General features: G+C 63.1%; 21 protein-coding genes. 13 read left to right on the top strand and 8 right to left on the bottom strand.

The genetic code is table 11. The features are described from left to right. Nucleotides 1–3: 3 nt before the first annotated feature. Nucleotides 4–921 (bottom strand): putative 2-dehydropantoate 2-reductase, encoded by a 918-nt coding sequence (locus SFA35_RS21555; RefSeq protein WP_320572533.1) that lies wholly within the window; start codon nt 919–921, stop codon nt 4–6. Continuing rightward, nucleotides 921–1,871, bottom strand: coding sequence for a GGDEF domain-containing protein (locus SFA35_RS21550; protein ID WP_320572532.1), 951 nt, complete (start codon nt 1,869–1,871; stop codon nt 921–923). The genes SFA35_RS21555 and SFA35_RS21550 overlap by 1 nt, the downstream gene beginning before the upstream one ends. A gap of 160 nt (nt 1,872–2,031) precedes the next feature. Here SFA35_RS21550 and SFA35_RS21545 point away from each other — a divergent pair, with 160 nt between their 5' ends. Beyond that, nucleotides 2,032–2,511: a YajQ family cyclic di-GMP-binding protein gene (locus SFA35_RS21545; RefSeq protein ID WP_320572531.1), complete on the top strand. Its 480-nt coding sequence runs from the start codon at nt 2,032–2,034 to the stop codon at nt 2,509–2,511. A 90-nt stretch (nt 2,512–2,601) separates the two neighbouring features. Further along, complete coding sequence (locus SFA35_RS21540) at nt 2,602–3,444, top strand: mechanosensitive ion channel family protein (protein ID WP_320572530.1); 843 nt, start codon at nt 2,602–2,604, stop codon at nt 3,442–3,444. A 108-nt stretch (nt 3,445–3,552) separates the two neighbouring features. Here the strand turns inward: SFA35_RS21540 and SFA35_RS21535 are convergent, their stop codons facing one another. Both SFA35_RS21535 and SFA35_RS21530 read right to left on the bottom strand, forming a co-directional pair. After that, nucleotides 3,553–5,091, bottom strand: a complete 1,539-nt coding sequence (locus SFA35_RS21535; RefSeq protein WP_320572529.1) for an AmpG family muropeptide MFS transporter — start codon at nt 5,089–5,091, stop codon at nt 3,553–3,555. A 43-nt stretch (nt 5,092–5,134) separates the two neighbouring features. Beyond that, nucleotides 5,135–5,494 (bottom strand): MGMT family protein, encoded by a 360-nt coding sequence (locus SFA35_RS21530; protein ID WP_320572528.1) that lies wholly within the window; start codon nt 5,492–5,494, stop codon nt 5,135–5,137. Nucleotides 5,495–5,567: 73 nt separating this feature from the next. Here SFA35_RS21530 and SFA35_RS21525 point away from each other — a divergent pair, with 73 nt between their 5' ends. The 5 genes from SFA35_RS21525 to groL all read left to right on the top strand — a co-directional run bounded on the left by SFA35_RS21525 (nt 5,568) and on the right by groL (nt 10,199). After that, nucleotides 5,568–6,572 carry a DUF481 domain-containing protein gene (locus SFA35_RS21525; protein ID WP_320572527.1) on the top strand — a complete coding sequence of 335 codons (1,005 nt, stop codon included), beginning with the start codon at nt 5,568–5,570 and terminating at the stop codon, nt 6,570–6,572. 121 nt (nt 6,573–6,693) lie between these two features. Further along, nucleotides 6,694–7,422, top strand: a complete 729-nt coding sequence (locus SFA35_RS21520; protein ID WP_320572526.1) for a HugZ family protein — start codon at nt 6,694–6,696, stop codon at nt 7,420–7,422. Nucleotides 7,423–7,488: 66 nt separating this feature from the next. Continuing rightward, the gene (locus SFA35_RS21515) at nt 7,489–7,971 is read left to right on the top strand and encodes an FxsA family protein (protein WP_320572525.1); all 483 of its coding nucleotides are present in this window, start codon (nt 7,489–7,491) and stop codon (nt 7,969–7,971) included. A 243-nt stretch (nt 7,972–8,214) separates the two neighbouring features. Further along, nucleotides 8,215–8,508, top strand: coding sequence for a co-chaperone GroES (locus tag SFA35_RS21510; protein WP_213875166.1), 294 nt, complete (start codon nt 8,215–8,217; stop codon nt 8,506–8,508). Nucleotides 8,509–8,555: 47 nt separating this feature from the next. Further along, complete coding sequence (gene groL, locus SFA35_RS21505; protein ID WP_320572524.1) at nt 8,556–10,199, top strand: chaperonin GroEL; 1,644 nt, start codon at nt 8,556–8,558, stop codon at nt 10,197–10,199. Nucleotides 10,200–11,147: 948 nt separating this feature from the next. On the opposite strand, the gene SFA35_RS21500 is transcribed toward groL, so the two are convergent. Next, on the bottom strand, nt 11,148–11,921 hold the full coding sequence (locus SFA35_RS21500) for a phosphatase PAP2 family protein (protein ID WP_320572523.1): 774 nt from the start codon (nt 11,919–11,921) through the stop codon (nt 11,148–11,150). Between the two features lie 228 nt (nt 11,922–12,149). Here SFA35_RS21500 and colR point away from each other — a divergent pair, with 228 nt between their 5' ends. From colR to SFA35_RS21475, 5 genes are all read left to right on the top strand, one after another. Continuing rightward, nucleotides 12,150–12,833, top strand: a complete 684-nt coding sequence (gene colR, locus SFA35_RS21495; protein ID WP_320572522.1) for a two-component system response regulator ColR — start codon at nt 12,150–12,152, stop codon at nt 12,831–12,833. After that, nucleotides 12,823–14,112, top strand: coding sequence for a HAMP domain-containing sensor histidine kinase (locus SFA35_RS21490; RefSeq protein WP_320572521.1), 1,290 nt, complete (start codon nt 12,823–12,825; stop codon nt 14,110–14,112). The genes colR and SFA35_RS21490 overlap by 11 nt, the downstream gene beginning before the upstream one ends. Nucleotides 14,113–14,253: 141 nt before the next feature. Next, nucleotides 14,254–14,922: a class I SAM-dependent methyltransferase gene (locus tag SFA35_RS21485; RefSeq protein WP_320572520.1), complete on the top strand. Its 669-nt coding sequence runs from the start codon at nt 14,254–14,256 to the stop codon at nt 14,920–14,922. Between the two features lie 5 nt (nt 14,923–14,927). After that, nucleotides 14,928–15,641 (top strand): lipopolysaccharide kinase InaA family protein, encoded by a 714-nt coding sequence (locus tag SFA35_RS21480; protein ID WP_320572519.1) that lies wholly within the window; start codon nt 14,928–14,930, stop codon nt 15,639–15,641. Nucleotides 15,642–15,643: 2 nt separating this feature from the next. Further along, on the top strand, nt 15,644–15,868 hold the full coding sequence (locus SFA35_RS21475) for a hypothetical protein (protein WP_320572518.1): 225 nt from the start codon (nt 15,644–15,646) through the stop codon (nt 15,866–15,868). A gap of 85 nt (nt 15,869–15,953) precedes the next feature. Here SFA35_RS21475 and SFA35_RS21470 read toward each other — a convergent pair whose 3' ends face one another. From SFA35_RS21470 to SFA35_RS21460, 3 genes are all read right to left on the bottom strand, one after another. Then, nucleotides 15,954–18,014 carry a putative bifunctional diguanylate cyclase/phosphodiesterase gene (locus SFA35_RS21470; protein WP_320572517.1) on the bottom strand — a complete coding sequence of 687 codons (2,061 nt, stop codon included), beginning with the start codon at nt 18,012–18,014 and terminating at the stop codon, nt 15,954–15,956. 216 nt (nt 18,015–18,230) lie between these two features. Continuing rightward, on the bottom strand, nt 18,231–18,827 hold the full coding sequence (locus SFA35_RS21465) for a superoxide dismutase (protein ID WP_320572516.1): 597 nt from the start codon (nt 18,825–18,827) through the stop codon (nt 18,231–18,233). A 167-nt stretch (nt 18,828–18,994) separates the two neighbouring features. Then, entirely contained in the window at nt 18,995–19,594 is a 600-nt protein-coding gene (locus SFA35_RS21460; protein WP_320572515.1) for a LysE/ArgO family amino acid transporter, read from the bottom strand. Nucleotides 19,595–19,682: 88 nt separating this feature from the next. Here SFA35_RS21460 and SFA35_RS21455 point away from each other — a divergent pair, with 88 nt between their 5' ends. Then, nucleotides 19,683–20,573 (top strand): LysR family transcriptional regulator ArgP, encoded by an 891-nt coding sequence (locus tag SFA35_RS21455; protein ID WP_320572514.1) that lies wholly within the window; start codon nt 19,683–19,685, stop codon nt 20,571–20,573. Nucleotides 20,574–20,582: the final 9 nt, after the last annotated feature.

Here is a 20,582-nt window from a genome sequence, read left to right as displayed (position 1 = left end):
GCTTCAGTCGCAAGGCAGGCCACGGGCTTGCAGGGCGCCGATCAGGCGCCGTTGCAGCTGTTGCAGGTGGGGCAGCGCCAGGCGGTGACGGGTGGCGGCGGCGCAGGCGTAGCCGAGCAGGTAGCTGATCTCTGTGCGCCGGCCCAGCGCCACGTCCTGATGCATGGAGGAGAAGTTCTGCGCCGTGGCGTGGATCACCCGCAGTACTTCGGCGTGCAGGTCGGCGGCGGCAGCAGGTTGTCCGCAGCGTTCGAGCAGTTGCGCGAGTTCGTCACACAGGCTGGCGACCTCGCAGGGGTGCTGCGCCAGCTCGCCGTTGCGACAGTCGTGCAGCACCGTCAGGGGATTGATGGCGCAGTTCAGGGCCAGCTTGCGCCACAGGCGCGAGAGGATGTCGGCGGTCCATTGCTGTGGGATGCCCGCCTGGTCCAGGTCGGCCAGCCAAGCCGGTGGGGTCGGGTCGGCCGGGTCCCCGAGCCAGGTGAAGCCATGCCCGGCGAACACCGCGTGCCAGGGCTGCGGCCGGTACGCGCCTTCGGTGCTGGAGGCATGGATGCAGCGTACCCCGGGCAGTACGGCGGCCACTTCGTCGGCGCTGCCCAGGCCGTTCTGCAGCAGGATCACCTCGGCGCCGGGGGCCAGCCGATGGGCCAGCGCGGCGACGGCCTGGCGTGCATCATAGGCCTTGCAGGCGACGATCAGGCGTTGGATCGGCGCGCCCTGGGCCGCCGTTTCGCCCGGCACTGGCGATTGCTCGGTCAACGGCGCGGCTTGCAGGGTAAGGCCGCCCGCGGCGCGGTAGGCGGCCAGCCGCTGGTCGTCACGCAGAATGAGCCGCACATCCAGCCCGGCGCGCCACAGCCGGCAGGCCCACAGCGTGCCGAGGCTGCCGGCACCGAGGACATGCCAGCTACCGGCCATCAGAGCTTGGACGGCAGGCGCTTGGCGGTGACCAGGCCGGACGTGTAGGAATAGTCGAGCAGCGCGGCGGCCTCGTCGAACAGCGACTGCGGGTCGACCGGCAGACTGCGGCTGTCCAGGCCCACCAGGCTGATGCCGGCGGCGATTTCGAGCATGCCGGCGCTGGTCATGAAGCCCTTGGTGTTGAGGCCTTCATGCAGCCTCTTGAAGCTGCTCGGCGCGCATTCCTGCAAGTCGGCCGGCAGGGTCAGGAGCACGAAATGCTGGTCGTCCAGGCGCGCGAGGATGTCCAGCGGGCGCACCATCTGTTGCAGTCGACGGGCGACCCCCTGCAGCAGTTCGTCGTAGAAGTCGCTGCCGTATTCGCGCTGCAGCGCCGCCGACTGTTGCAGGCCGATCAACAGGTAGCACAAGGCGCCGCCGCGGGCCTGGATCTGACGCAGGCTGTCGGAAAGCTTCTGGCGCAGGTAGCGGGCGTTGCCCAGGCCGGTCAGCGAGTCCACCTGGTTGCGCTGCTCCAGGCTGGCGATGTTCTGGCGCAGCAGGCGGTTTTCCTGGCGCAGCCGCTGCAGGTTGGTGGTCAGCCTATCGGCGGCGGCCACCCGCGGCAGCAGATGGTCGCGTACATGGCCTGGGTGAATCACGTCGTCGATGCCGTTGTCGGCGTTTTCATCGAGCAGGTAGGCGGCGGGGCGCTGATCGATCAGCAGGATGTAGGTATAGTGGTCGCCCATTTCATCGAGCTGGCGCACTTGTGAAGCCAGTTGCAGGCCTTCCTCGCCGCTGACCAGCAGCAGGCTGGCCGGCTGGTTCTCGAGCAGCCCCAGAGCGCCTTCCGGTTGCGCCAGACGAATGTCCTGATAGCCCGCCTGGCGCAGTTCGCCAGTGGTGATAGCGGCGCTGTCGAGATCGTCAGTCACCAGCAAAATGCTCAATATCGGGTTAGGCATGTGCAGCTCGCATGAAAAGGGATGTATGTCCTGCAGGCGCAAGCATGAAGGGCATGTCGTAATGCTGGCAACCGTTATAATGACCCGGCATTTTACCCGTCAAGCCAGGCGCGTTCCATTGGTCTGCAACACGCGCCTTTATTCAATCTGGAGAGAAACCATGCCCTCGTTCGACGTAGTGTCCGAGCTCGATAAACACGAAGTCACCAACGCGGTCGACAACGCCATCAAGGAACTGGACCGTCGCTACGACCTGAAAGGCAAGGGCTCGTTTGCCTTCAAGGAACTGACCGTGAGCCTCACCGCCGAGGCTGAGTTCCAGCTGGAGGCGATGATCGAGATCCTCAAGCTGTGCCTGGTCAAACGCAAGATCGACGTGCAGTGCCTGGAAGTCAAGGACGCCTATGCTTCCGGCAAGGAAATGAAACAGGATGCAGTGCTGCGCGAAGGCATCGACAAGGAACTGGCCAAGAAGATCGTCGCCCATATCAAGGACGCCAAGCTCAAGGTGCAGGCCGCCATCCAGGGCGAGCAGGTGCGCGTCACCGGCAAGAAGCGCGACGACCTGCAGGAGGCCATCGCGGCCCTGCGCGCCAAGGAATTCGGTATGCCGCTGCAGTTCAACAACTTCCGCGACTGAGGCCTGGCGCGGTCGGCGCCGACGGGAACCTCACCGGCCTGTCAGCGTCCGACCTGTTGAATGCACGCTGAAGACATTATGGAGAGGTACATGGATTTGAATGCAGAAGTCGATCATCTGGTGAGAGCCTCGCAAGGCTGGATACCCATGATTCTGCAGTACGGCAGCAAGCTGTTGCTGGCCCTGGTGACGCTGTTCATCGGCTGGTGGCTGATCAACAAGCTTACCGCCAACCTGCAGAAACTGTTGGCCCTGCGCCACATCGATCTGGCTTTGCAGGGCTTCATCGGCAGCCTGGGCAACATCATTCTGAAAATCCTGCTGCTGGTCAGCGTGGCCTCGATGATCGGCGTGGAAACCACCTCGTTCGTCGCCGCCATCGGCGCCGCGGGCCTGGCCATCGGCCTGGCGTTGCAGGGCAGCCTGGCGAACTTCGCCGGTGGGGTGCTGATCCTGCTGTTCCGGCCGTTTCGCATCGGCGACTGGATCGAGGCGCAAGGCGTGCAAGGCACCGTCGATGCCATCCAGATCTTCCACACCGTGCTGCGCACCGGTGACAACAAGACGGTGATCATCCCCAACGGCAACCTGTCCAATGGCATCATCACCAACACCAACCGCCAGCCGACCCGCAAGATCACCTACAACGTGGGCGTGGACTACGACGCCGACCTGAAGAAGGCCCAGGCCATCCTCATGGAACTGGCCAAGGACTCGCGCGTGCTGCCCAGCCCGGCGGCCGATTGCGTGGTGTCTGCACTGGGCGACAGCTCGATCACCCTGTCGCTGATGCTGTGGGTCAACACCCCGGACATGGGCGGGGTGACCAACATGCTCAACCTGGAAGTGCGCGACCGCCTGCGCGCCGCCGGCATCGACATCCCGTTCCCGCAACGGGTGGTGCGGGTGATGCAGGAAACGCCGGCGAAGTAGCCTGGGCCACTCGATAGGCAGCAAAAAACTCGGGGGCTTTGCCCCTCCCGCCTTGATCGTTATCAAAGGTGGGAGGGGCAAAGCCCCCGAGTCGTTCACCCGCTGCTGTCAGTCCTGAGCCTCAGCCTCAGCCTGCGCCGCCAGTCGCCGGCCTTCCTGGTGCCAGTGCAGGGCGATCAGCAACAGGGTCGGCAAGCCCAGCACCGCAGTGATCAGGAAGAAGTTGTGGTAGCCCCATTTCTCCACCATCACCCCTGAATAACCGCCGATCAGCCGCGGCAACAGCAGCATGATCGAGCTCAGCAGGGCGTATTGGGTGGCCGAGAACTTCAGGTTGGTCAGGCTCGACAGGTAGGCGACGAAGGCCGAGGTGGCCAGCCCGGAGCTGAAGTTGTCCAGCGAGATGGTGACCACCAGCATCTGCAGGTTCGGACCCATGTCGGCCAGCAGCAGGAACAGCAGGTTGGTGCCGGCCGAGGCGACGCCGCCGACGAACAGGATCGGCAGGATGCCGAAGCGTACGATCAGCAGGCCGCCGAAGCCGGCGCCCAGCAGGGTCATGATCAGGCCAAAGAGCTTGCTGACGCTGGCGATCTGGTCCTTGGTGAAGCCCTGGTCGATATAGAAAACGTTGGCCATCACGCCCATCACCGTGTCGGACATCCGGTAGGTGGCGATCAGCCCGAGCAGCAGCAGCGCCTGCCAGCGGTAGCGCACGATGAAATCGTTGACCGGGGTCAGCACCGGCGCCAGGCCGCGGCGGCCTACCGAAGACAGGCACAGCACTGTGAGCAGGGTATAGAGAATGGCGCGCAGGAAGGCGCGGTCTTCGAGCAGCAGGTCGAGCACGCTCTCGCCGTCGAACAACACGGCGGCGAAGTCGGTGTTGTACAGCTGGGTGAACATCGCCGGCACTGATATCAGCAGGATGATCAGCACCACCACCGAGATCAGTTGATGACTGAAACCATAGCGCGCTGCCGAGCGCTGGGTGCGCAGGGGCACCGGTGACTCGCGCATGACCAGAGTGGTGATCAGCGCAGGCACCATCAGCACGCCAAACACCATATAAGTATTGGCCCACGCTTTCTGCAGGTAGGCAAAGCCGGTGGAGCCGAAACCTTCGGCGAAGAACAGTGCGCCGGCCGTGGCCAGGAGGGCGGCGACCCGGTAGCCAGCCATGTAGCTGGCGGCGAGGGCAGCCTGGGTGCCGTCTTCGGCGATCTCCAGGCGGTAGGCGTCGACCGCGATGTCCTGGGTGGCAGAGGCGAATGCCACGACCACGGCAATGGCGATGAGCCAGGACAGATGCTTCTGTGGGTCGCAGAAGCTCATGCCGATCAACCCCAGCACGATCAGCGCCTGCGCCAGCACCAGCCACGAGCGCCGACGGCCCAGGCCACCGAGCACCGGCAGGCGCCATTGATCGAGCAACGGCGACCACACCCATTTGAATGCATAGGCCAGGCCGATCAGGCTGGCGTAGCCGATGGTTTCACGGGCCACACCGGCCTCGCGCAGCCACACGGAAAGGGTCGAGAACACCAGCATGTACGGCAGGCCGGCGGCAAAACCGAGCAAAAGAAGTACGAGTGTCGAAGGGCTGGCATATGCGGCGAGCGCGGCGCGCCAGGTTTTACGGGGCATGGGCTGAAATCTGCCTCAAGTTTGCGAAAACAAAGCGCGCACTCTAACCGCTGTGCTCTACCGGGCGCCAGCCATGACGGCGTATATCCACACGATTCTTCATGATCGATACAGCTTCGCAGCGCAGCCGCGCGCGTTGCTCCTCGCCGCTGACCGTGCCTGCGGCCAGACTCAGGCGCCCACCGGCGCCGACCACGCGGTGCCAGGGCAGGGTGCTGCCCTCGGGCAGCTGACCGAGTACGCGGCCCACCCAGCGCGCTGCGCGGCCCAGGCCGGCCATGTCGGCCAGTTGGCCGTAGGTCACCACCCGGCCCTCCGGCACCTGGGCCAGCACGGTGTAGAGCGCCGTGCGCCGCTCGGCTGCTGAAACATTTTGTAACTCAGGGTGGAACTCAGGCGCCATCGTCGGGTCAGTCCTTCTGGTCCGGGGTGTGCTGATCATGCCCGAAAATTCCCGAATTTGAGCACCTTTGCCTATGCTTTCCAGAACTCTGCTGTGCCTCGCCGTGTGCGGTGCTTCTTCCGCCGCGCTCGCCGATACCGTCTGGTTGAAGAACGGCGACCGCCTCACCGGGGACATTACAGTCTTCGACGGCGGCAAGTTGATGCTCCAGACCTCGTACGGCGGTTCGGTGCCGATCGACATGAAGCAGGTCAAGACCCTCGAAAGCTCCCACGAGCTGCTGGTCAAGCAAGGCAAGTACGACGAACAGAAGGCCAAGACCATCAAGGCCGCCGATGACGGCAAGATTACCCTGGAAAACGGCGAGAACAAGACAGTCGACATCGCCAGTGTCCAGCAGATCATCCGACCCAAGCCGGTCATCACCGACCTGGTGTGGAAAGGCAACATCGACGCCGCATTGGACTTCAAGCGCGCCGACACCGACACCGACGACTACAACATCGCCTTCAAGACCACGGCGCGCAGCGGTCGCTGGCGCCACACCGCCACCGGCGAATACAACCGCGAGACGCAGCAAGAGGTCACCACCACCGACAACTTCACCCTGGACTATGCGGTGGACCGCTTCATCACCGACAAGTGGTTCTGGGATGGCCGCCTGAACTACAACCGCGACCACATCGAAGACCTGCAACGCCAGCGTATCGTCGGTACCGGTCCGGGCTACCAGTTCTGGGACGACGAGCTGGGCGCTTTCTCGCTCATCGGCCTGGTCAACCGCACCGACTATGAATACCGCGACGGCTCGCTCGACAACTTCATGTCGGCCTCCGTGCGCTGGGACTACAACCGCTTCCTGATCGGCAAGACGGTGGAATTCTTCACTGAAGGCGAGCTGGGCAAGCCGCTGTCGGGCGCTGCCAATTACAGCCTGACCAGCGACGTCGGCCTGCGCTACAAAGTGACCGAGTGGGCGTCGCTGAACCTGAAGATGGAGAAGGACCAGGTCAGCGGCAGCGACAACGGCGACCTCAACACCACGCGCTATACCGCGGGTCTGGGTCTGACCTGGTAAGCGGCATCTCGGCCGAAAACTCGCGGGCTTTGCCCGCTCCCACATTGAATGCAATAGCATGTGGGAGCGGGCCAGGCCCGCGAGTTTTTTGCATGGCCGACCCTATATAAGGAGCCCAAGCGTGAGCATCCCAGCCACCACTCAAGCCCGCCACCTGCTGCTCAAGGAATACCGCGGCGTACTGTCCACCCATTCCAAGGCCATGCCTGGCTTCCCCTTCGGCTCGGTGGTGCCTTATTGCCTGAATGCCGACGGTGAGCCGCTGATTCTGATCAGCCGCATCGCCCAGCACACTCACAATCTGCAACTGGACCCCAAGTGTTCGCTGCTGGTCGGCGAGCGTGCCGCCGAGGACGTGCAGGCGGTCGGGCGCCTGACCCTGCTGGCCGAAGCGCGCAAGCTGCAAGGCCCTGCCATCGAGCAGGCCGCTGAGCGCTACTACCGCTACTTTCCCGAGTCGCGCAACTATCACAGCGCCCACGACTTCGACTTCTGGACCCTGAGCCCGGTGCGCCATCGCTACATCGGCGGTTTCGGCGCGATCCACTGGCTCGACGACGTGACCTTGGCCAACCCCTTCGCTGGCAGTGTCGAAACGGGCATGGTCGAGCACATGAACGACGACCATGCCAAAGCCATCGCGCACTACGTGCAGTTGGCCGGGCTGCCGACCCACGAGCCGGCGCACCTGACGGGCATCGACAGCGAGGGGCTGCATCTGCGCATAGGCCACGGCGTATACTGGTTGCCCTTCGCGAGCCCTTGTAATACGCCGATACAAGTTCGTGAAGCCTTGGTTTCACTGGCCCGCGCCAGCGAATGGCCCGTTCCGGGCACGGCCCAAGGTTGAAATCGTCCTCGGCGGACTCACCTAGTGTCCCTACAGGAAGAAACGTCTTCCGCTGAGGAAACCACGATGCGCGCTTTTCTGCTTTTGTTACTGCTGTTCCCGGTGCTGGAGCTGTACGTGTTCTTTCAGGTCAGCACGGCCATCGGCTTCTTTCCGGCGCTGCTGTTGATTGTTGCCGGGTCGATTCTCGGCCTGCTGGTGGTGCGGGTGGTCGGCCTGGCCACGGCGCTGCGCACCCGCGAGAGCATGCAGCGCGGCGAGCTGCCCGCCGAGCAGATGTTCCAGGGGCTGATGCTCGCCGTCGGTGGCGGTCTGCTGCTGGTGCCGGGCTTTGTCAGCGACCTGCTCGGGGTCATTCTCATGCTGCCGCCGACTCGCCGCCTGATCGCCCGCACCCTTCGGCGCCGGGCCGAGGAGCAGGCACTGCGCCAGCGTGCCTTCAGCGAAGACCTCAAGCCCCGCGGCGGTGCCAATGTGCACATCGAACAGCCAGCCTCGGGCCGCCAGCCGGATGTCATCGAAGGCGATTTCGAGCGCCGCGACCCCTAGGCTGCGGTCGGCCTGTACGGTTTTTTACATGAAAAAAAATCGCTACAGGACTTGTAATCGCCCTTGGCGACCTCATGTATGGGTCACCGCAAGGTTACCGGTCCTGCTTGCAGCGATCGGACATGATTCCGCGCTGTGCCCCGCCAGGCTGTAGAGGCGGAGTGAGCGCGACCGGCAACGCCGGAAGAAACAACCGCCGGTTTCACACCGGCCGATGAAAACCATAATTAGGAGAGATCGACAATGAAGCTTCGTCCTCTGCATGACCGCGTCGTAATCCGTCGCAGCGAAGAAGAGTCCAAAACCGCTGGCGGTATCGTTCTGCCAGGTTCGGCCGCTGAAAAACCCAACCGTGGCGAAATCGTCGCTGTGGGCACCGGCACTATCCTGGACAACGGTGAAGTACGTGCGCTGGCCGTGAAAGTGGGTGACAAGGTCGTGTTCGGCCCTTACTCCGGCAGCAACACTGTGAAGGTAGACGGCGAAGACCTGCTGGTGATGAGCGAGAAGGAAATTCTCGCCGTCGTCGAAGGCTGATCGCTGCGAAACTCCGTTACGACCCCGTATTCAAGGAATAAATGATCATGGCTGCTAAAGAAGTTAAGTTTGGCGATTCCGCCCGCAAAAAACTGCTCACCGGTGTCAACGTCCTGGCTGACGCAGTAAAAGCGACCCTCGGCCCGAAAGGCCGTAACGTCATCATCGAAAAAAGCTTCGGCGCTCCGACCATTACCAAGGACGGCGTTTCCGTTGCCAAAGAAATCGAGCTGAAAGATCGCTTCGAGAACATGGGCGCGCAGCTGGTCAAGGACGTTGCCTCCCGTGCCAACGATGACGCTGGCGACGGCACCACCACCGCCACCGTACTGGCTCAGTCGATCGTCAACGAAGGCCTGAAGGCCGTCGCTGCCGGCATGAACCCGATGGACCTCAAGCGTGGTATCGACAAGGCCACCATCGCCATCGTCAAAGAGCTGAAGTCCCTGTCCAAGCCATGCGCTGATTCCAAAGCCATCGCTCAGGTCGGCACCATCTCGGCCAACTCCGACAGCTCCATCGGCGACATCATTGCCGAAGCCATGGAAAAAGTCGGTAAAGAAGGCGTGATCACCGTTGAAGAAGGCTCGGGCCTGGAAAACGAACTGTCGGTTGTAGAAGGCATGCAGTTCGACCGTGGCTACCTGTCGCCGTACTTCGTCAACAAGCCGGACACCATGGTTGCCGAGCTCGACGGCCCGCTGATCCTGCTGGTCGACAAGAAGATCTCCAACATCCGCGAAATGCTGCCAGTGCTGGAAGCCGTTGCCAAAGCCGGCCGCCCACTGCTGATCGTGGCTGAAGACGTCGAAGGCGAAGCCCTGGCGACGCTGGTCGTGAACAACATGCGCGGTATCGTCAAAGTGGCTGCCGTCAAGGCACCAGGCTTCGGCGACCGTCGCAAGGCCATGCTGCAGGACATCGCCGTACTGACCGGCGGTACCGTCATCTCCGAAGAGATCGGCCTGAGCCTGGAAAGCACCACCCTGGAGCACCTGGGTAACGCCAAGCGCGTGATCCTGTCCAAGGAAAACACCACCATCATCGACGGTGCTGGCGTTGAAGCCGACATCCAGTCGCGCGTCACCCAGATCCGCCAGCAAGTGGCCGACACTTCGTCGGACTACGACCGTGAAAAATTGCAGGAACGTCTGGCCAAGCTGTCCGGCGGCGTTGCAGTGATCAAGGTTGGCGCTGGCTCCGAAGTTGAAATGAAAGAGAAGAAAGCCCGCGTTGAAGACGCCCTGCACGCCACCCGCGCAGCCGTCGAAGAAGGCGTGGTACCTGGCGGCGGCGTGGCACTGATCCGTGCCCTGCTGGCCATCGTCGACCTGAAGGGTGAAAACTCCGACCAGGACGTCGGTATTGCCGTACTGCGTCGCGCTGTCGAAGCACCGCTGCGCCAGATCGTCGCCAACTCCGGTGACGAGCCAAGCGTAGTCGTCGACAAGGTCAAGCAAGGTTCGGGTAACTTCGGTTACAACGCTGCTACCGGCGAATACGGCGACCTGATCGAGATGGGCATCCTGGACCCAACCAAGGTGACTCGTTCGGCGCTGCAAGCCGCTTCCTCGATCGGCGGTCTGATCCTGACCACCGAGGCCGCTGTGGCCGAAATCGTTGAAGACAAGCCTGCGGCTGGCGGCATGCCAGACATGGGCGGCATGGGTGGCATGGGCGGCATGATGTAACCCAGCCTTCCGGCTAAAGAAAAAAACCCCGCCTAGTGCGGGGTTTTTTTATACCTCAAACCCGCGCCAGCCTCTCGATTCGCATCGCATCGCATCGCATCGCATAGCCATGCCATGCCATGCCATGCCTGGCTTTGGCTTTGGCTTTGGCTTTGGCTTTGGCTTTGGCTTTGGCTTTTGATTTTGATCTTGATCTTGATCTGCCGCGACTTCAGCAGGCCGACTGAAGCAGCGCGGGAGTGGTGGCGCGAGGCAGGAGCCGAGCGAGCGCCGCGCGGCCAGGGACGGCCGCTCGGCGCGTACGCCACGGAGCGATGCGTAAGGAGGGAACCCGGAGTGAAGCGCAGCGTAACGCAGGGCCAATGAACGGAGCGGAGGCCTTTTGCTTACTTTTGGGTGGTCCGGCATTCCGGCTTTCCAAAAGTGAGTCGCCGTAAGGGCGAAAGGGGCCTTTGGCCGCGTTGAAGATGCCGGATAAGCTTCGATATCGCAGTAGCGACCCCTGGGTTTTTAAGCTAATCCATTTGCTAGGGTGGTGCGAAATCACCTTTCCGCCCTTACGGCGTCTTACTTTTGGAAAGGCCCAAAAGTAAGCAAAAGGCCTCCGCTCCATTCATTGGCCCTACGCTGCGCTCCGGGTTCCCTCACTCCACATCGCTCCGTGGCGTACGCGCCGAGCGGCCGTCCCTGGCCGCGCGGCGCTCGCTCGGCTCCTGCCTCGCGCCACCACTCCCGCGCTGTTCCGTTCGGCCTGCTGAAGTCGCGGTAGATCAAGATCAAGATCAAGATCAAGATCAAGATCAAGATCAAGATCAAGATCAAGATCAAAAGCCAGATCAAGATCAAAAGCAGATCAGGAGCCGAGCCTAGCAGGTCAAACGAAGGCGCCTGGCGCTCTCGTGGGAGGGGGCGCAGCCCCCGAGAGGGAGCGCCAGCGAGCGGTTTGATCTAGTTGGCGGTGATCACCGCCGCCGGTACATCCACCACCACCGCCGCACGGCGCTTCTCCACCACCGCAACAGATCTGGGCCTGTACAACATCACGTAGTAAGTCCCCAGACAGATCAACCAGCAGAACACCGCAGCCCAGATATTGTGCGAAAGAAAATGCGCACCCTGAATCATCCGGCCGATGGAAAACACCGACCCCATGGTAAAGGCCACCGCCAACGCCGCACGAGCGGCACGGGGGCGGCGGTCGCGCAGCACGAAGAACAGGGTGAACAGGGTGAAGCCGGTGGCAGCATGCCCGCCTGGCCAGCAACGACCCGGGTCAGCCGTAGGAGGGCGCGGCTGCAACAGCTTGCTGTAGGCCTGCTGGCCGCCGAACTCGGTAAGGTCCCAAGGGCATTGCACGCCAGTCATGGTCTTGACCGGGTTGGTGTAGCTGGTCGACAACGTCATCGCCACCACCACGAAGATGAACTCGCGACGGTACGGCAGCAAACGTTTGACCACATAACTGAGCCCATAGCCGATGGCTGCGAAGACGCCGATGGCGATCACCACCTGCTTGGCGCGGTCGTGCAGTACGGTCTCCAGCCAGTAGCTGTGCTTGCCGGTGAAGGTATGTTCCAGCGGGTTATAGAACAACCGCTCAAGATCCATGTCGATAGAGGTCAGTTCCAGCAAGCACAGTGCGATCATGATCAGCACAGGCAGGCCAAGGTACAGCTTGGCGCTGAACGGGCGGGAGCGGGGGTGCAGGTCGGTCGAAGGCATGGGCTATCCACGGTTAACGGAACGGTTTCGGGCAGCGCGCGTGCGCAAGCCCGAAGCGAAGGGCACGTCAACGTTCGAGCCTGCGCGCCAGGGCGTCGGGTGGGTGTCAATGGCGTGTGAAAAAAGCGTCAAAGCTGCCCAACTGTCGATGGCCTCTGGCCGGCCGCCTGCACAACCTTTAAGCTGCGCCAGCCAAGCGGGAATCTGCCGCGAATGGAGAGAGTATCAATGCGAATTTTGCTGGTCGAAGACAACCGCGACATCCTTGCCAACCTGGCGGATTATCTGGGGTTGAAGGGCTACACCGTCGATTGTGCCCAGGACGGGCTGTCCGGCCTGCACCTTGCCGCCACCGAGCACTACGACCTGATCGTGCTCGATATCATGCTGCCCGGCATCGATGGTTACACCTTGTGCAAGCGCCTGCGTGAAGACGCGCGGCGCGACACCCCGGTGATCATGCTGACGGCGCGCGACCAGTTGGACGACCGCCTGCAAGGCTTCCGCTCGGGTGCCGACGACTACCTGCTCAAGCCTTTCGCGTTGTCCGAGCTCTCGGCGCGTATCGAGGCCGTGCTGCGCCGCGCCCAGGGTGGCGGGCGGCGCAACCTGCAGGTTGGCGAGCTGGTCTACGACCTCGACACCCTGGAGGTGACCCGCGAGGGCAAGCTGCTCAAGCTCAACCCGGTAGGCCTCAAGCTGCTGGCCGTGCTGATGCAGAAGAGCCCGCATGTGCTGCGTCGCGAAGTGCTCGAAGAAGCCCTGTGGGGCGATGACTGCCCGGACAGCGACAGCCTGCGCAGCCACGTGCATCAATTGCGTCAGGTGATCGACAAGCCTTTCGACAAGCCGCTGCTGCACACTGTGCATGGCGTCGGCTATCGTCTGGCTGAGGGGCGTGATGGAGTTTAAGCAAAGCCTGTCACAGCGCATCATCATTGCCTTTGCCCTGATGAGCGCGTTGGTGGCTGGCGCCTTTGCCGTCGGCATCGTCGCCACCGTGCACCTGGTGGAAGAGAAGCTGATTTCTGCCGGCCTGGGCGGCGACCTGCAGCGCCTGCTGCAGATGGACAGTGTATTCGACTGGTCGCACCGGCCCGAGCCGGACCAGCTGTTCTATTACACCGGCGGCACCGGCGACTACGAGCTGTCCAAGGACTTGCGCCACCTGACCCCGGGTTTCCATGAAGTGTTTCGCGGTGACCTCTCGTACCACGCCATGGTCGAGATCGTCGATGGCCGTCACTATGTGCTGCTGCAGGACCAGAGCGACTTCGAGGAGCGCGAGCGGGTGCTGTTCGCGGTGGTGGTGGTCGGCTTCGTGCTCAGCCTGGCGCTGGCACTGGTGCTCGGCTGGGTGCTGGCGCGACGGGTCATGGCGCCCGTGGTGCGCCTGGCACGCCAGGTGCGCCACCGCGATCAATTGCTGGGCCTGGCGCCGCCCCTGGCCCCCGACTACGCCGCCGACGAGGTGGGTGAGCTGGCGGTGGCGTTCGACGCCACCCTGGGCCGCCTGCGCGACGCCCTGAGCCGCGAGCGGCTCTTCACCAGCGACGTCAGCCACGAATTGCGCACGCCGCTGATGGTGCTGGCCACCTCCTGCGAACTGCTCCTGGAAAACCCTGCACTGGAAGCCCGTGCGCGCAACCAGGTGGAGCGTATCGCGCGCGCCTGCGAAGAGATGCGCGAGCTGGTCCAGACTTTCCTGATGCTGGCCCGGGCCCAGCGCGATGACACCGACCTGACAGCCCAGACTACCCTGGAGCAGGTCGCCGAAGACTTGCTGCAACTGTGGCGCTCGCCGATCGAGGCCAAGGGCCTGCGCCTGGAGTACGTCGATGCCGCCGCTGGCGGTGGGCGGTACAACGCCACGTTCCTGCTGACGGTAATGGGCAACCTGATCCGCAATGCCATGCACTACACCGAGCAGGGTTTCATCCGCCTCACCCTCACTCACCAAGGCTTTACGGTCGAAGACAGTGGCGTCGGCATCCCCGAAGAGAAACGCGAAGCCATGTTCCAGCCGTTCGTGCGCGGCACCGAGAAGCGCGGCGAAGGCCTGGGCCTGGGTCTTTCGCTGGTGCAGCGGATCTGCGAAGACCAGGGCTGGCAGGTCGACCTGAGCGAGCGCGAACCCCATGGCTGCTGTTTCCGGGTCAACCTGGTACCGGGTGGGCCTGCGGCTGAGTGATGTTTCATGTTGCTGGCGAGCCCGTGTATTGAAATATTTAGAAATGTATGAAATAGGTACTCACGGTTTTTTCACGCCGCTCTAACGTGCAGATCACAGGCCTTCATCCATCCTTCGGGGATACCTAATTGGAGATCCCCCATGGACGATCCTGTGCAGCTGGAATTTTCCGGCAAATATGACCAAGCCCATGCGCAAAAATATTTTCGCAAGCACCAGAATGGATTCGCTCGGCGGATGTCCCATCTGCGCGACGTGCAGCTGGCGCGCAAGGCCTTGAGCCTGGCCGGCGACCCAGGGCTGGTGCTCGACCTGCCCTGTGGCGCCGGGCGTTTCTGGCCGCTGCTGGCAGAAAAGTCCGGTCGCGTGATCATCGGCGCTGACAATTCCGCAGCCATGGTGCAGACAGCCTGCGCCATGCAGCCAGCCGAAATAGTAAAACGGGTACGGCCTTTGCAGACTTCTGCCTTCGCCATCGACCTGCCCGACAACGCCGTCGACTGCATCTTCAGCATGCGCCTGCTGCATCACATCGGCGAAGCTGGACATCGCGCGCAAATGCTCAAGGAATTCCACCGGGTGAGCCGCGACAGCGTCATTGTCTCGTTATGGGTCGATGGCAATTTCAAGGCCTGGAAGCGACGTCGAGCCGAGCGCTCGCGCGGCCAGGAGGGTTACCAGAACCGATTTGTGTTACCAACCGCTACCGTCGAAGATGAGTTTGTAAGGGCGGGTTTCAAAATTCAGCAGCGGCTCGATTTTTTGCCGCTCTACGCCATGTGGCGAGTGTACCTACTGCGTAAGGGATGATTTTTATGGCGGCAAACCGTGCAACTGAAAGCGGCGCTACGGCGGACCAGCGCTTCGAGTACTTTTGGGCACAGCGCGGCGAATGGGTGGAAGAGCCCAACGTAAGACGCGGCGGCGAAAGCGGCGTGCAGCGTATCCACGCCGGCAACGGTGAGCTGCTCTACGCCAAGCGCCAGACCGGCCATATCTATCGCAGCTGGCTGCACCCGTTCGGGCGGCCCACGGTATTGCGCGAACGCGACGCGCTGAACGGCCTGCACGCCTTGAATGTACGGGTGCCGCGCATGGTCTTCTGCGGGGCCCAGCGCGACCCCGAGCACCAATGGCGAGCACTGCTGGTCACCGCGGCGCTGGATGGCTTCCAGGAGATCGAGCACTGGTATGCCGGGGGCGGCCGCGAGCGCCATGGCGAGAAGGTCCATGAGCAGATCCTGCAGGATCTGGCGCAGAACCTGGCGCGCATGCACAAAGGCCGTTGGCAGCACAGTTGCCTGTACATCAAGCATGTCTTCGTACGGGTGACCGGCGAGGGCGAGGCGGCCTGTGGCGAGGTGGCCCTGCTCGATCTGGAGAAGTGCCGCCAGCGCCTGACCCCGCAGCACGCCGCCCAGCATGACATCAAGCAACTACGTCGCCATTCGTCGTTCAGCGATGCGGACTGGCAGAAGTTCCTCTACTTTTATGAGGCAGCGTTTGGCAGCGCTATCAAGGGGTTGTAGTCATGAAGTTAGAAATCGCTCGAAGTGTGTTTTTGCTTGCCGCGCTGGGTGTCGCCACAGCGGCGGCAGCGGCCTGGGATGAACCGCACGCCCGGATCGTCAGTGCCGATGGTGGTCAGGGCAGCGCTGCGCCGCGAATGGCCAAGGCCAACCCGACGGCCAAGCCTGACCGGGATGTGCTGCTGTTCATGTACAGCCTGGTGCAGGGCAGCCGGACCAAGGGCTGAGGCATCGGTGGCAAGACGCTTGGGGGCGTGGCCCCCTCCTGCATCTGACGTGGGAGGGGGCCGGGCCCCCGAGCTTTTTTGGCCTTCAGGGACTCGACAACGAAGGGGCGCGCACCCGCTCTGCCTGCCTGAGAAACGCGGTCACTTCACGCACAGGTAGTGGCTTGCTGTAGAGGTAGCCCTGGCCTTCGTGGCAGCCCTCGGCAAGGATATAGGCCTCCTGCTCGACAGTTTCCACCCCTTCGGCGATCACCTGCATGTTCAAACTTTTGCCCAGCTGGATGATGGCGCGCACGATGGTGGCGTCGTCTTCGTCCTGCAGCACGTCCTGCACGAAGCTCTTGTCGATCTTGATCTTGTCCAGCGGCAATGACTTGAGATAGCTGAGCGACGAGTAGCCGGTACCGAAGTCGTCGATGGCGATCAGCGCTCCGGAGCGGCGCAGGCTCAGCAGGTGCTGGGCGGCGGTGCTGATGTCTTCCATCAGGCCGGTCTCGGTGACTTCCAGCTCCAGACTGCGCGGCGGCAGGCGGTAACGCTGCATGAGGTTGTTGATGACCCGCGGCAGTTCGTTGTGGTGCAGCTGCACGGTGGACAGGTTCACCGCCATGCGCAGTTCGGTGAAGCCCATGTCGTGCCACTCGCGCAGCTGCCGGCAGGCCTGGTCCAGCACCCATTCGCCAATGGCGATGATGCAGCCGTTCTGCTCGGCCAGCGGAATGAACTGGTCAGGTGGCACCAGCCCGTGTTCCGGATGCTGCCAGCGCAGCAGGGCCTCGACCCCGACCACCCGGTGGTCCAGGTAGCTGATCTGCGGCTGGTACACCAGAAACAGCTGGTTGCGCACCAGGGCGTCGCGCAGGTCTTTTTCCAGTTCGCGGCGGCGGCGCATTTCGCTGTCGACGCTGGCGATATAGAACTGATAGCGATTGCGCGAACGGGTCTTGGCCAGGGTCATGGTCTGTTCGGCTTTTTGCAGCAGTTTCTCGGTGCTGTCGCCGTCTTCCGGGAACAGGGTGATGCCGATGGTGGCCCGCAGGCGGATCTCGTGGGGCTCCAGGGCGAAGGCCGCCTCCAGGTCGTCGAGGATGTTCTGCGCCAGCTCTGCCGCTTCGTAGGGCTGTTCGATATCGGCCTGCACCAGAGCGAACTGATCGCCGCCCAGCCGCGCCAGGGCGCCGAGGCGACCGCTGTGGCTGCGCAGGCGGTCGGCCAGGGCCAGCAGCAGCTGGTCGCCGATCTGGTAGCTGAACTGCTCGTTGATGCCCTTGAAGTCGTCCAGGCCGACGCACAACACCGCGACACTGCGTTGGCGCCGGCCGGCGTCGATGAGGATCTTGTCCAGCTGGGTCTGCAACTGCTGGCGGTTGGGCAGGCCGGTAAGGAAGTCGTACTGGGCCATGCGCTGCAGGCTGTCCTCGGCCTGATGGCGCAGGTGGGTGTTGCGCTCGATGGATTCGAGCAGTTGGTTGGCGGTGTCGATCCACAGTCCCAGCTCGTTCTTCTCGTGGCCCTTGAGCGCCGGCAGCTTGTGCTCGCTGGGGCGGTCGGGGTTGATCTGGGTCAGGTGTTCGATGATCCGCGTCAGCGGCTTGGTCAGCATCCAGTGGTAGATCAGGTACAGCACCAGGCCCATGGCCAGTGCGCGCAGCATCCCCGAGATGAAGATGATCACCGAGCTCATCAGGAACGCCTGGCCATAACTGGCGGTGTCGAGGGTGATGCTCAGGTCGCCGTAGTACTCGCTGTAGGGGCTGCGGCCCACCAGCTGGGTGGTGAAGGTGCGTTCTGCACCCAGAATCAGGTCGGTCAGCCAGCGGCTGCCGGAGGCTTCCAGCGGGCGCGACTTTTCTGCCAGCATCGGTTCATTGGGGTGGCCGATGGAGGCCTTGCGCACGGCCTGATCCTGGAACAGGCCTTCGATGACCTGCATGCCCATTTCCCGGTCAAGACTGTAGACGGCCTGGGTCGAAGGGTCGCGGAACATGTTGAGGATGCGCTCGGCGTCGCTCGACACGGCCTGGCGGGTCTTGTAGATGTCGAAGACGATCTGCGCGCAGCTGAGCGCGACTCCGACAATCAGCGCCGAGAGCAGGACGAACCTGAGCAGTTTCACCGACAAGCTGTGCTTGAGTTCCAGCTTCAAAGCGTGATTCCTTGTACCGTGCGCTTGGCCTCAACGTGCCCTGAGTATTGGCAATCCGCTGATGGCAGTCAAAGGGACAATGAGAAGATGGCACGACTTGCCTTGCAGAGTGTTTCGGCAGGGCAGGGGAGAATCTTTAGGGTCACTCGTCGACGCCCGACGTGCGGGCAAAAAAAACCGGCCCACGAAGGGCCGGTCGTTCTACGCGGGCGTGGCTCAGGCAGTGAAGGTCTTGCCTTCGAACTGCTCGGCGACGAACTTCCAGTTCACCAGGTTCCAGAACGCTTCTACATACTTCGGACGCAGGTTGCGGTAGTCGATGTAGTAGGCGTGTTCCCAGACGTCGCAGGTCAGCAGCGGGGTGTCGCCGCTGGTGATCGGGTTGCCGGCGCCGATGGTGCTGGCCAGGGCCAGGGAGCCGTCGGCCTTTTTCACCAGCCAGCCCCAGCCGGAGCCGAAGGTGCCGATGGAGGTCTTGCTGAACTCTTCCTTGAACTTGTCGAACGAGCCGAAAGCCTGGTCGATGGCCGAAGCCAGCGCGCCGGTCGGTGCGCCGCCGGCGTTGGGGGCCAGGCAGTTCCAGTAGAAGGTGTGGTTCCAGACCTGGGCCGCGTTGTTGAAGATGCCGCCCGAAGAGGTTTTGACGATCTCTTCGAGGGTCTTGCCTTCGAACTCGGTACCAGGGATCAGGTTGTTCAGGTTCACGACATAGGTGTTGTGGTGCTTGTCGTGGTGAAACTCCAGGGTTTCTTTGGAAATATGCGGTTGCAGTGCGTCATGGGCGTAAGGCAACGGAGGCAATTCAAAAGCCATGGGTGATTCTCCTAATCAGGTCTGTTGCGGTGAGCGCAAGGCCGATCACGGGCGGCCAGAAATACGCCGGCGAGTTTTTACTCTTTGCGGCGCAGGGTCAGGATCATAGCACCGGGGCAGAGCCTTAACCACGCAACAACTGTAGGGGATAGAGGTTCCGCCGCGCCCTAGCCGCGGATCAACTGCCCGGCCACCACCAGCATCATGATGGCCACCAGCAGGTCAAGCAGGCGCCAGGTGGCCGGGCGCGCCAGCCACGGAGCCAGCCAGGCGGCAGCCAGGGCCAGGCTGAAGAACCACAGCAGCGAGGCGCTGGCGGCACCGGCGACATAGGCCCCCGGGACCGTCTGCTGGGCGCCAAGCGAGCCGATCAACAACACCGTGTCGAGATAGACATGGGGATTGAGCAGGGTTACCGCCAGGGCGCTGAGCAGCACCGCACCGAGCGCACGGCTGCCTGCCTCGCCGGCCTGGGCCAGGCCCTGGCGGGCGAACGCTCGGCGCAGGGCCTTGCTCGCGTACCACACCAGAAACACCACGCCGCCCCAACGCGCCACTGCCAGCAGGGCTGGATTGCGCGCCAGCAGCGTGGCCAGGCCGAACACTCCGGCCGCCACCAGCAGGGCGTCGCACAGCACGCACAAACTGGCCACGGCCAGATGGTGCTCACGGCGCAGGCTTTGCGCCAGCACGAAGGCGTTCTGCGTGCCGATGGCCACGATCAGCCCGGCGGCGACCAGTAACCCGTTGATATAGCTTTGCCACATGTGCTGCGCTCCTCGAATGAGCTGCCAGGGTGGCGGTCAGTGCTGTATAAGGAAAACGAATAATCCTAACCCCTCATTAGGTAATCTGATGTTCGATTACAAATTGCTCGCTGCCCTGGCGGCGGTGGTCGAGCAGGCCGGGTTCGAGCGCGCTGCGCAGCAACTCGGCCTGTCGCAGTCGGCGGTGTCGCAGCGCATCAAGCTGCTGGAGGCGCGCGTGGGGCAGCCGGTGCTGATCCGTGCCACGCCGCCGGCACCCACCGAGCTGGGACGCCAGTTGCTCAACCATGTGCAGCAAGTACGGCTGCTGGAGCGTGGGTTGCAGGGCCAGGTACCGAGCCTGGATGAGGAGCGCGCGCCGCAGCGCTTGCGCGTGGCAGTCAACGCCGACAGCCTCGCCACCTGGTGGGCGGCGGCGGTGGGAGCCTTCTGCGCCGAGCAGGGGCTGTTGCTGGACCTGGTGGTGGAAGATCAGGAGGTCTCGCTCAAGCGCATGCGTGCCGGTGAAGTCGCAGCCTGCCTGTGTGCCAGCGAACGGCCGGTTTCCGGGGCGCGCAGCCTGGCGCTGGGCGCCATGCGGTACCGGGCGCTGGCCAACCCGGCCTTCATGGCCCGGCATTTTGCCAACGGCGTTGATGGCAAGGCCCTGGCGCAGGCGCCGGCGCTGGTGTACGGCCCGGACGACACCTTGCAGCATCGCTATGTTGCAGCGCTGGGCCTGGACGGACCGTTCCTGCATCACCTGTGCCCGTCCTCCGAAGGCTTCATGCGCATGGCCGAAGCCGGCATCGGTTGGGGGCTGGTGCCTGAGTTGCAGGTGCGCGAACAGCTGGGCAGGGGTGTGTTGGTGGAGCTCTTGCCGGATAATCCGCTGGACGTGCCGTTGTACTGGCACTATTGGCGCAGTGGCGGGCAGTTGCTCGAGCAGTTGACCGAGTGTCTGGCCGTGGCCTGTCGCAAGGTGTTGATCGGGCAATGAACCGAGCGA

The organism is Pseudomonas sp. HR96 (assembly GCF_034059295.1).
Lineage (GTDB): Bacteria > Pseudomonadota > Gammaproteobacteria > Pseudomonadales > Pseudomonadaceae > Aquipseudomonas.
This window is presented reverse-complemented; position numbering and strand designations above follow the sequence as displayed.

Coding starts and splice junctions, on each gene's coding strand:
- SFA35_RS21555 (WP_320572533.1), bottom strand. CDS start 921: ATGGCCGGTAGCTGGCATGTCCTCGGTGCCGGCAGCCTCGGCACGCTG.
- SFA35_RS21550 (WP_320572532.1), bottom strand. CDS start 1,871: ATGCCTAACCCGATATTGAGCATTTTGCTGGTGACTGACGATCTCGAC.
- SFA35_RS21545 (WP_320572531.1), top strand. CDS start 2,032: ATGCCCTCGTTCGACGTAGTGTCCGAGCTCGATAAACACGAAGTCACC.
- SFA35_RS21540 (WP_320572530.1), top strand. CDS start 2,602: ATGGATTTGAATGCAGAAGTCGATCATCTGGTGAGAGCCTCGCAAGGC.
- SFA35_RS21535 (WP_320572529.1), bottom strand. CDS start 5,091: ATGCCCCGTAAAACCTGGCGCGCCGCGCTCGCCGCATATGCCAGCCCT.
- SFA35_RS21530 (WP_320572528.1), bottom strand. CDS start 5,494: ATGGCGCCTGAGTTCCACCCTGAGTTACAAAATGTTTCAGCAGCCGAG.
- SFA35_RS21525 (WP_320572527.1), top strand. CDS start 5,568: ATGCTTTCCAGAACTCTGCTGTGCCTCGCCGTGTGCGGTGCTTCTTCC.
- SFA35_RS21515 (WP_320572525.1), top strand. CDS start 7,489: ATGCGCGCTTTTCTGCTTTTGTTACTGCTGTTCCCGGTGCTGGAGCTG.
- SFA35_RS21510 (WP_213875166.1), top strand. CDS start 8,215: ATGAAGCTTCGTCCTCTGCATGACCGCGTCGTAATCCGTCGCAGCGAA.
- groL (WP_320572524.1), top strand. CDS start 8,556: ATGGCTGCTAAAGAAGTTAAGTTTGGCGATTCCGCCCGCAAAAAACTG.
- SFA35_RS21500 (WP_320572523.1), bottom strand. CDS start 11,921: ATGCCTTCGACCGACCTGCACCCCCGCTCCCGCCCGTTCAGCGCCAAG.
- colR (WP_320572522.1), top strand. CDS start 12,150: ATGCGAATTTTGCTGGTCGAAGACAACCGCGACATCCTTGCCAACCTG.
- SFA35_RS21490 (WP_320572521.1), top strand. CDS start 12,823: ATGGAGTTTAAGCAAAGCCTGTCACAGCGCATCATCATTGCCTTTGCC.
- SFA35_RS21485 (WP_320572520.1), top strand. CDS start 14,254: ATGGACGATCCTGTGCAGCTGGAATTTTCCGGCAAATATGACCAAGCC.
- SFA35_RS21480 (WP_320572519.1), top strand. CDS start 14,928: ATGGCGGCAAACCGTGCAACTGAAAGCGGCGCTACGGCGGACCAGCGC.
- SFA35_RS21475 (WP_320572518.1), top strand. CDS start 15,644: ATGAAGTTAGAAATCGCTCGAAGTGTGTTTTTGCTTGCCGCGCTGGGT.
- SFA35_RS21465 (WP_320572516.1), bottom strand. CDS start 18,827: ATGGCTTTTGAATTGCCTCCGTTGCCTTACGCCCATGACGCACTGCAA.
- SFA35_RS21460 (WP_320572515.1), bottom strand. CDS start 19,594: ATGTGGCAAAGCTATATCAACGGGTTACTGGTCGCCGCCGGGCTGATC.
- SFA35_RS21455 (WP_320572514.1), top strand. CDS start 19,683: ATGTTCGATTACAAATTGCTCGCTGCCCTGGCGGCGGTGGTCGAGCAG.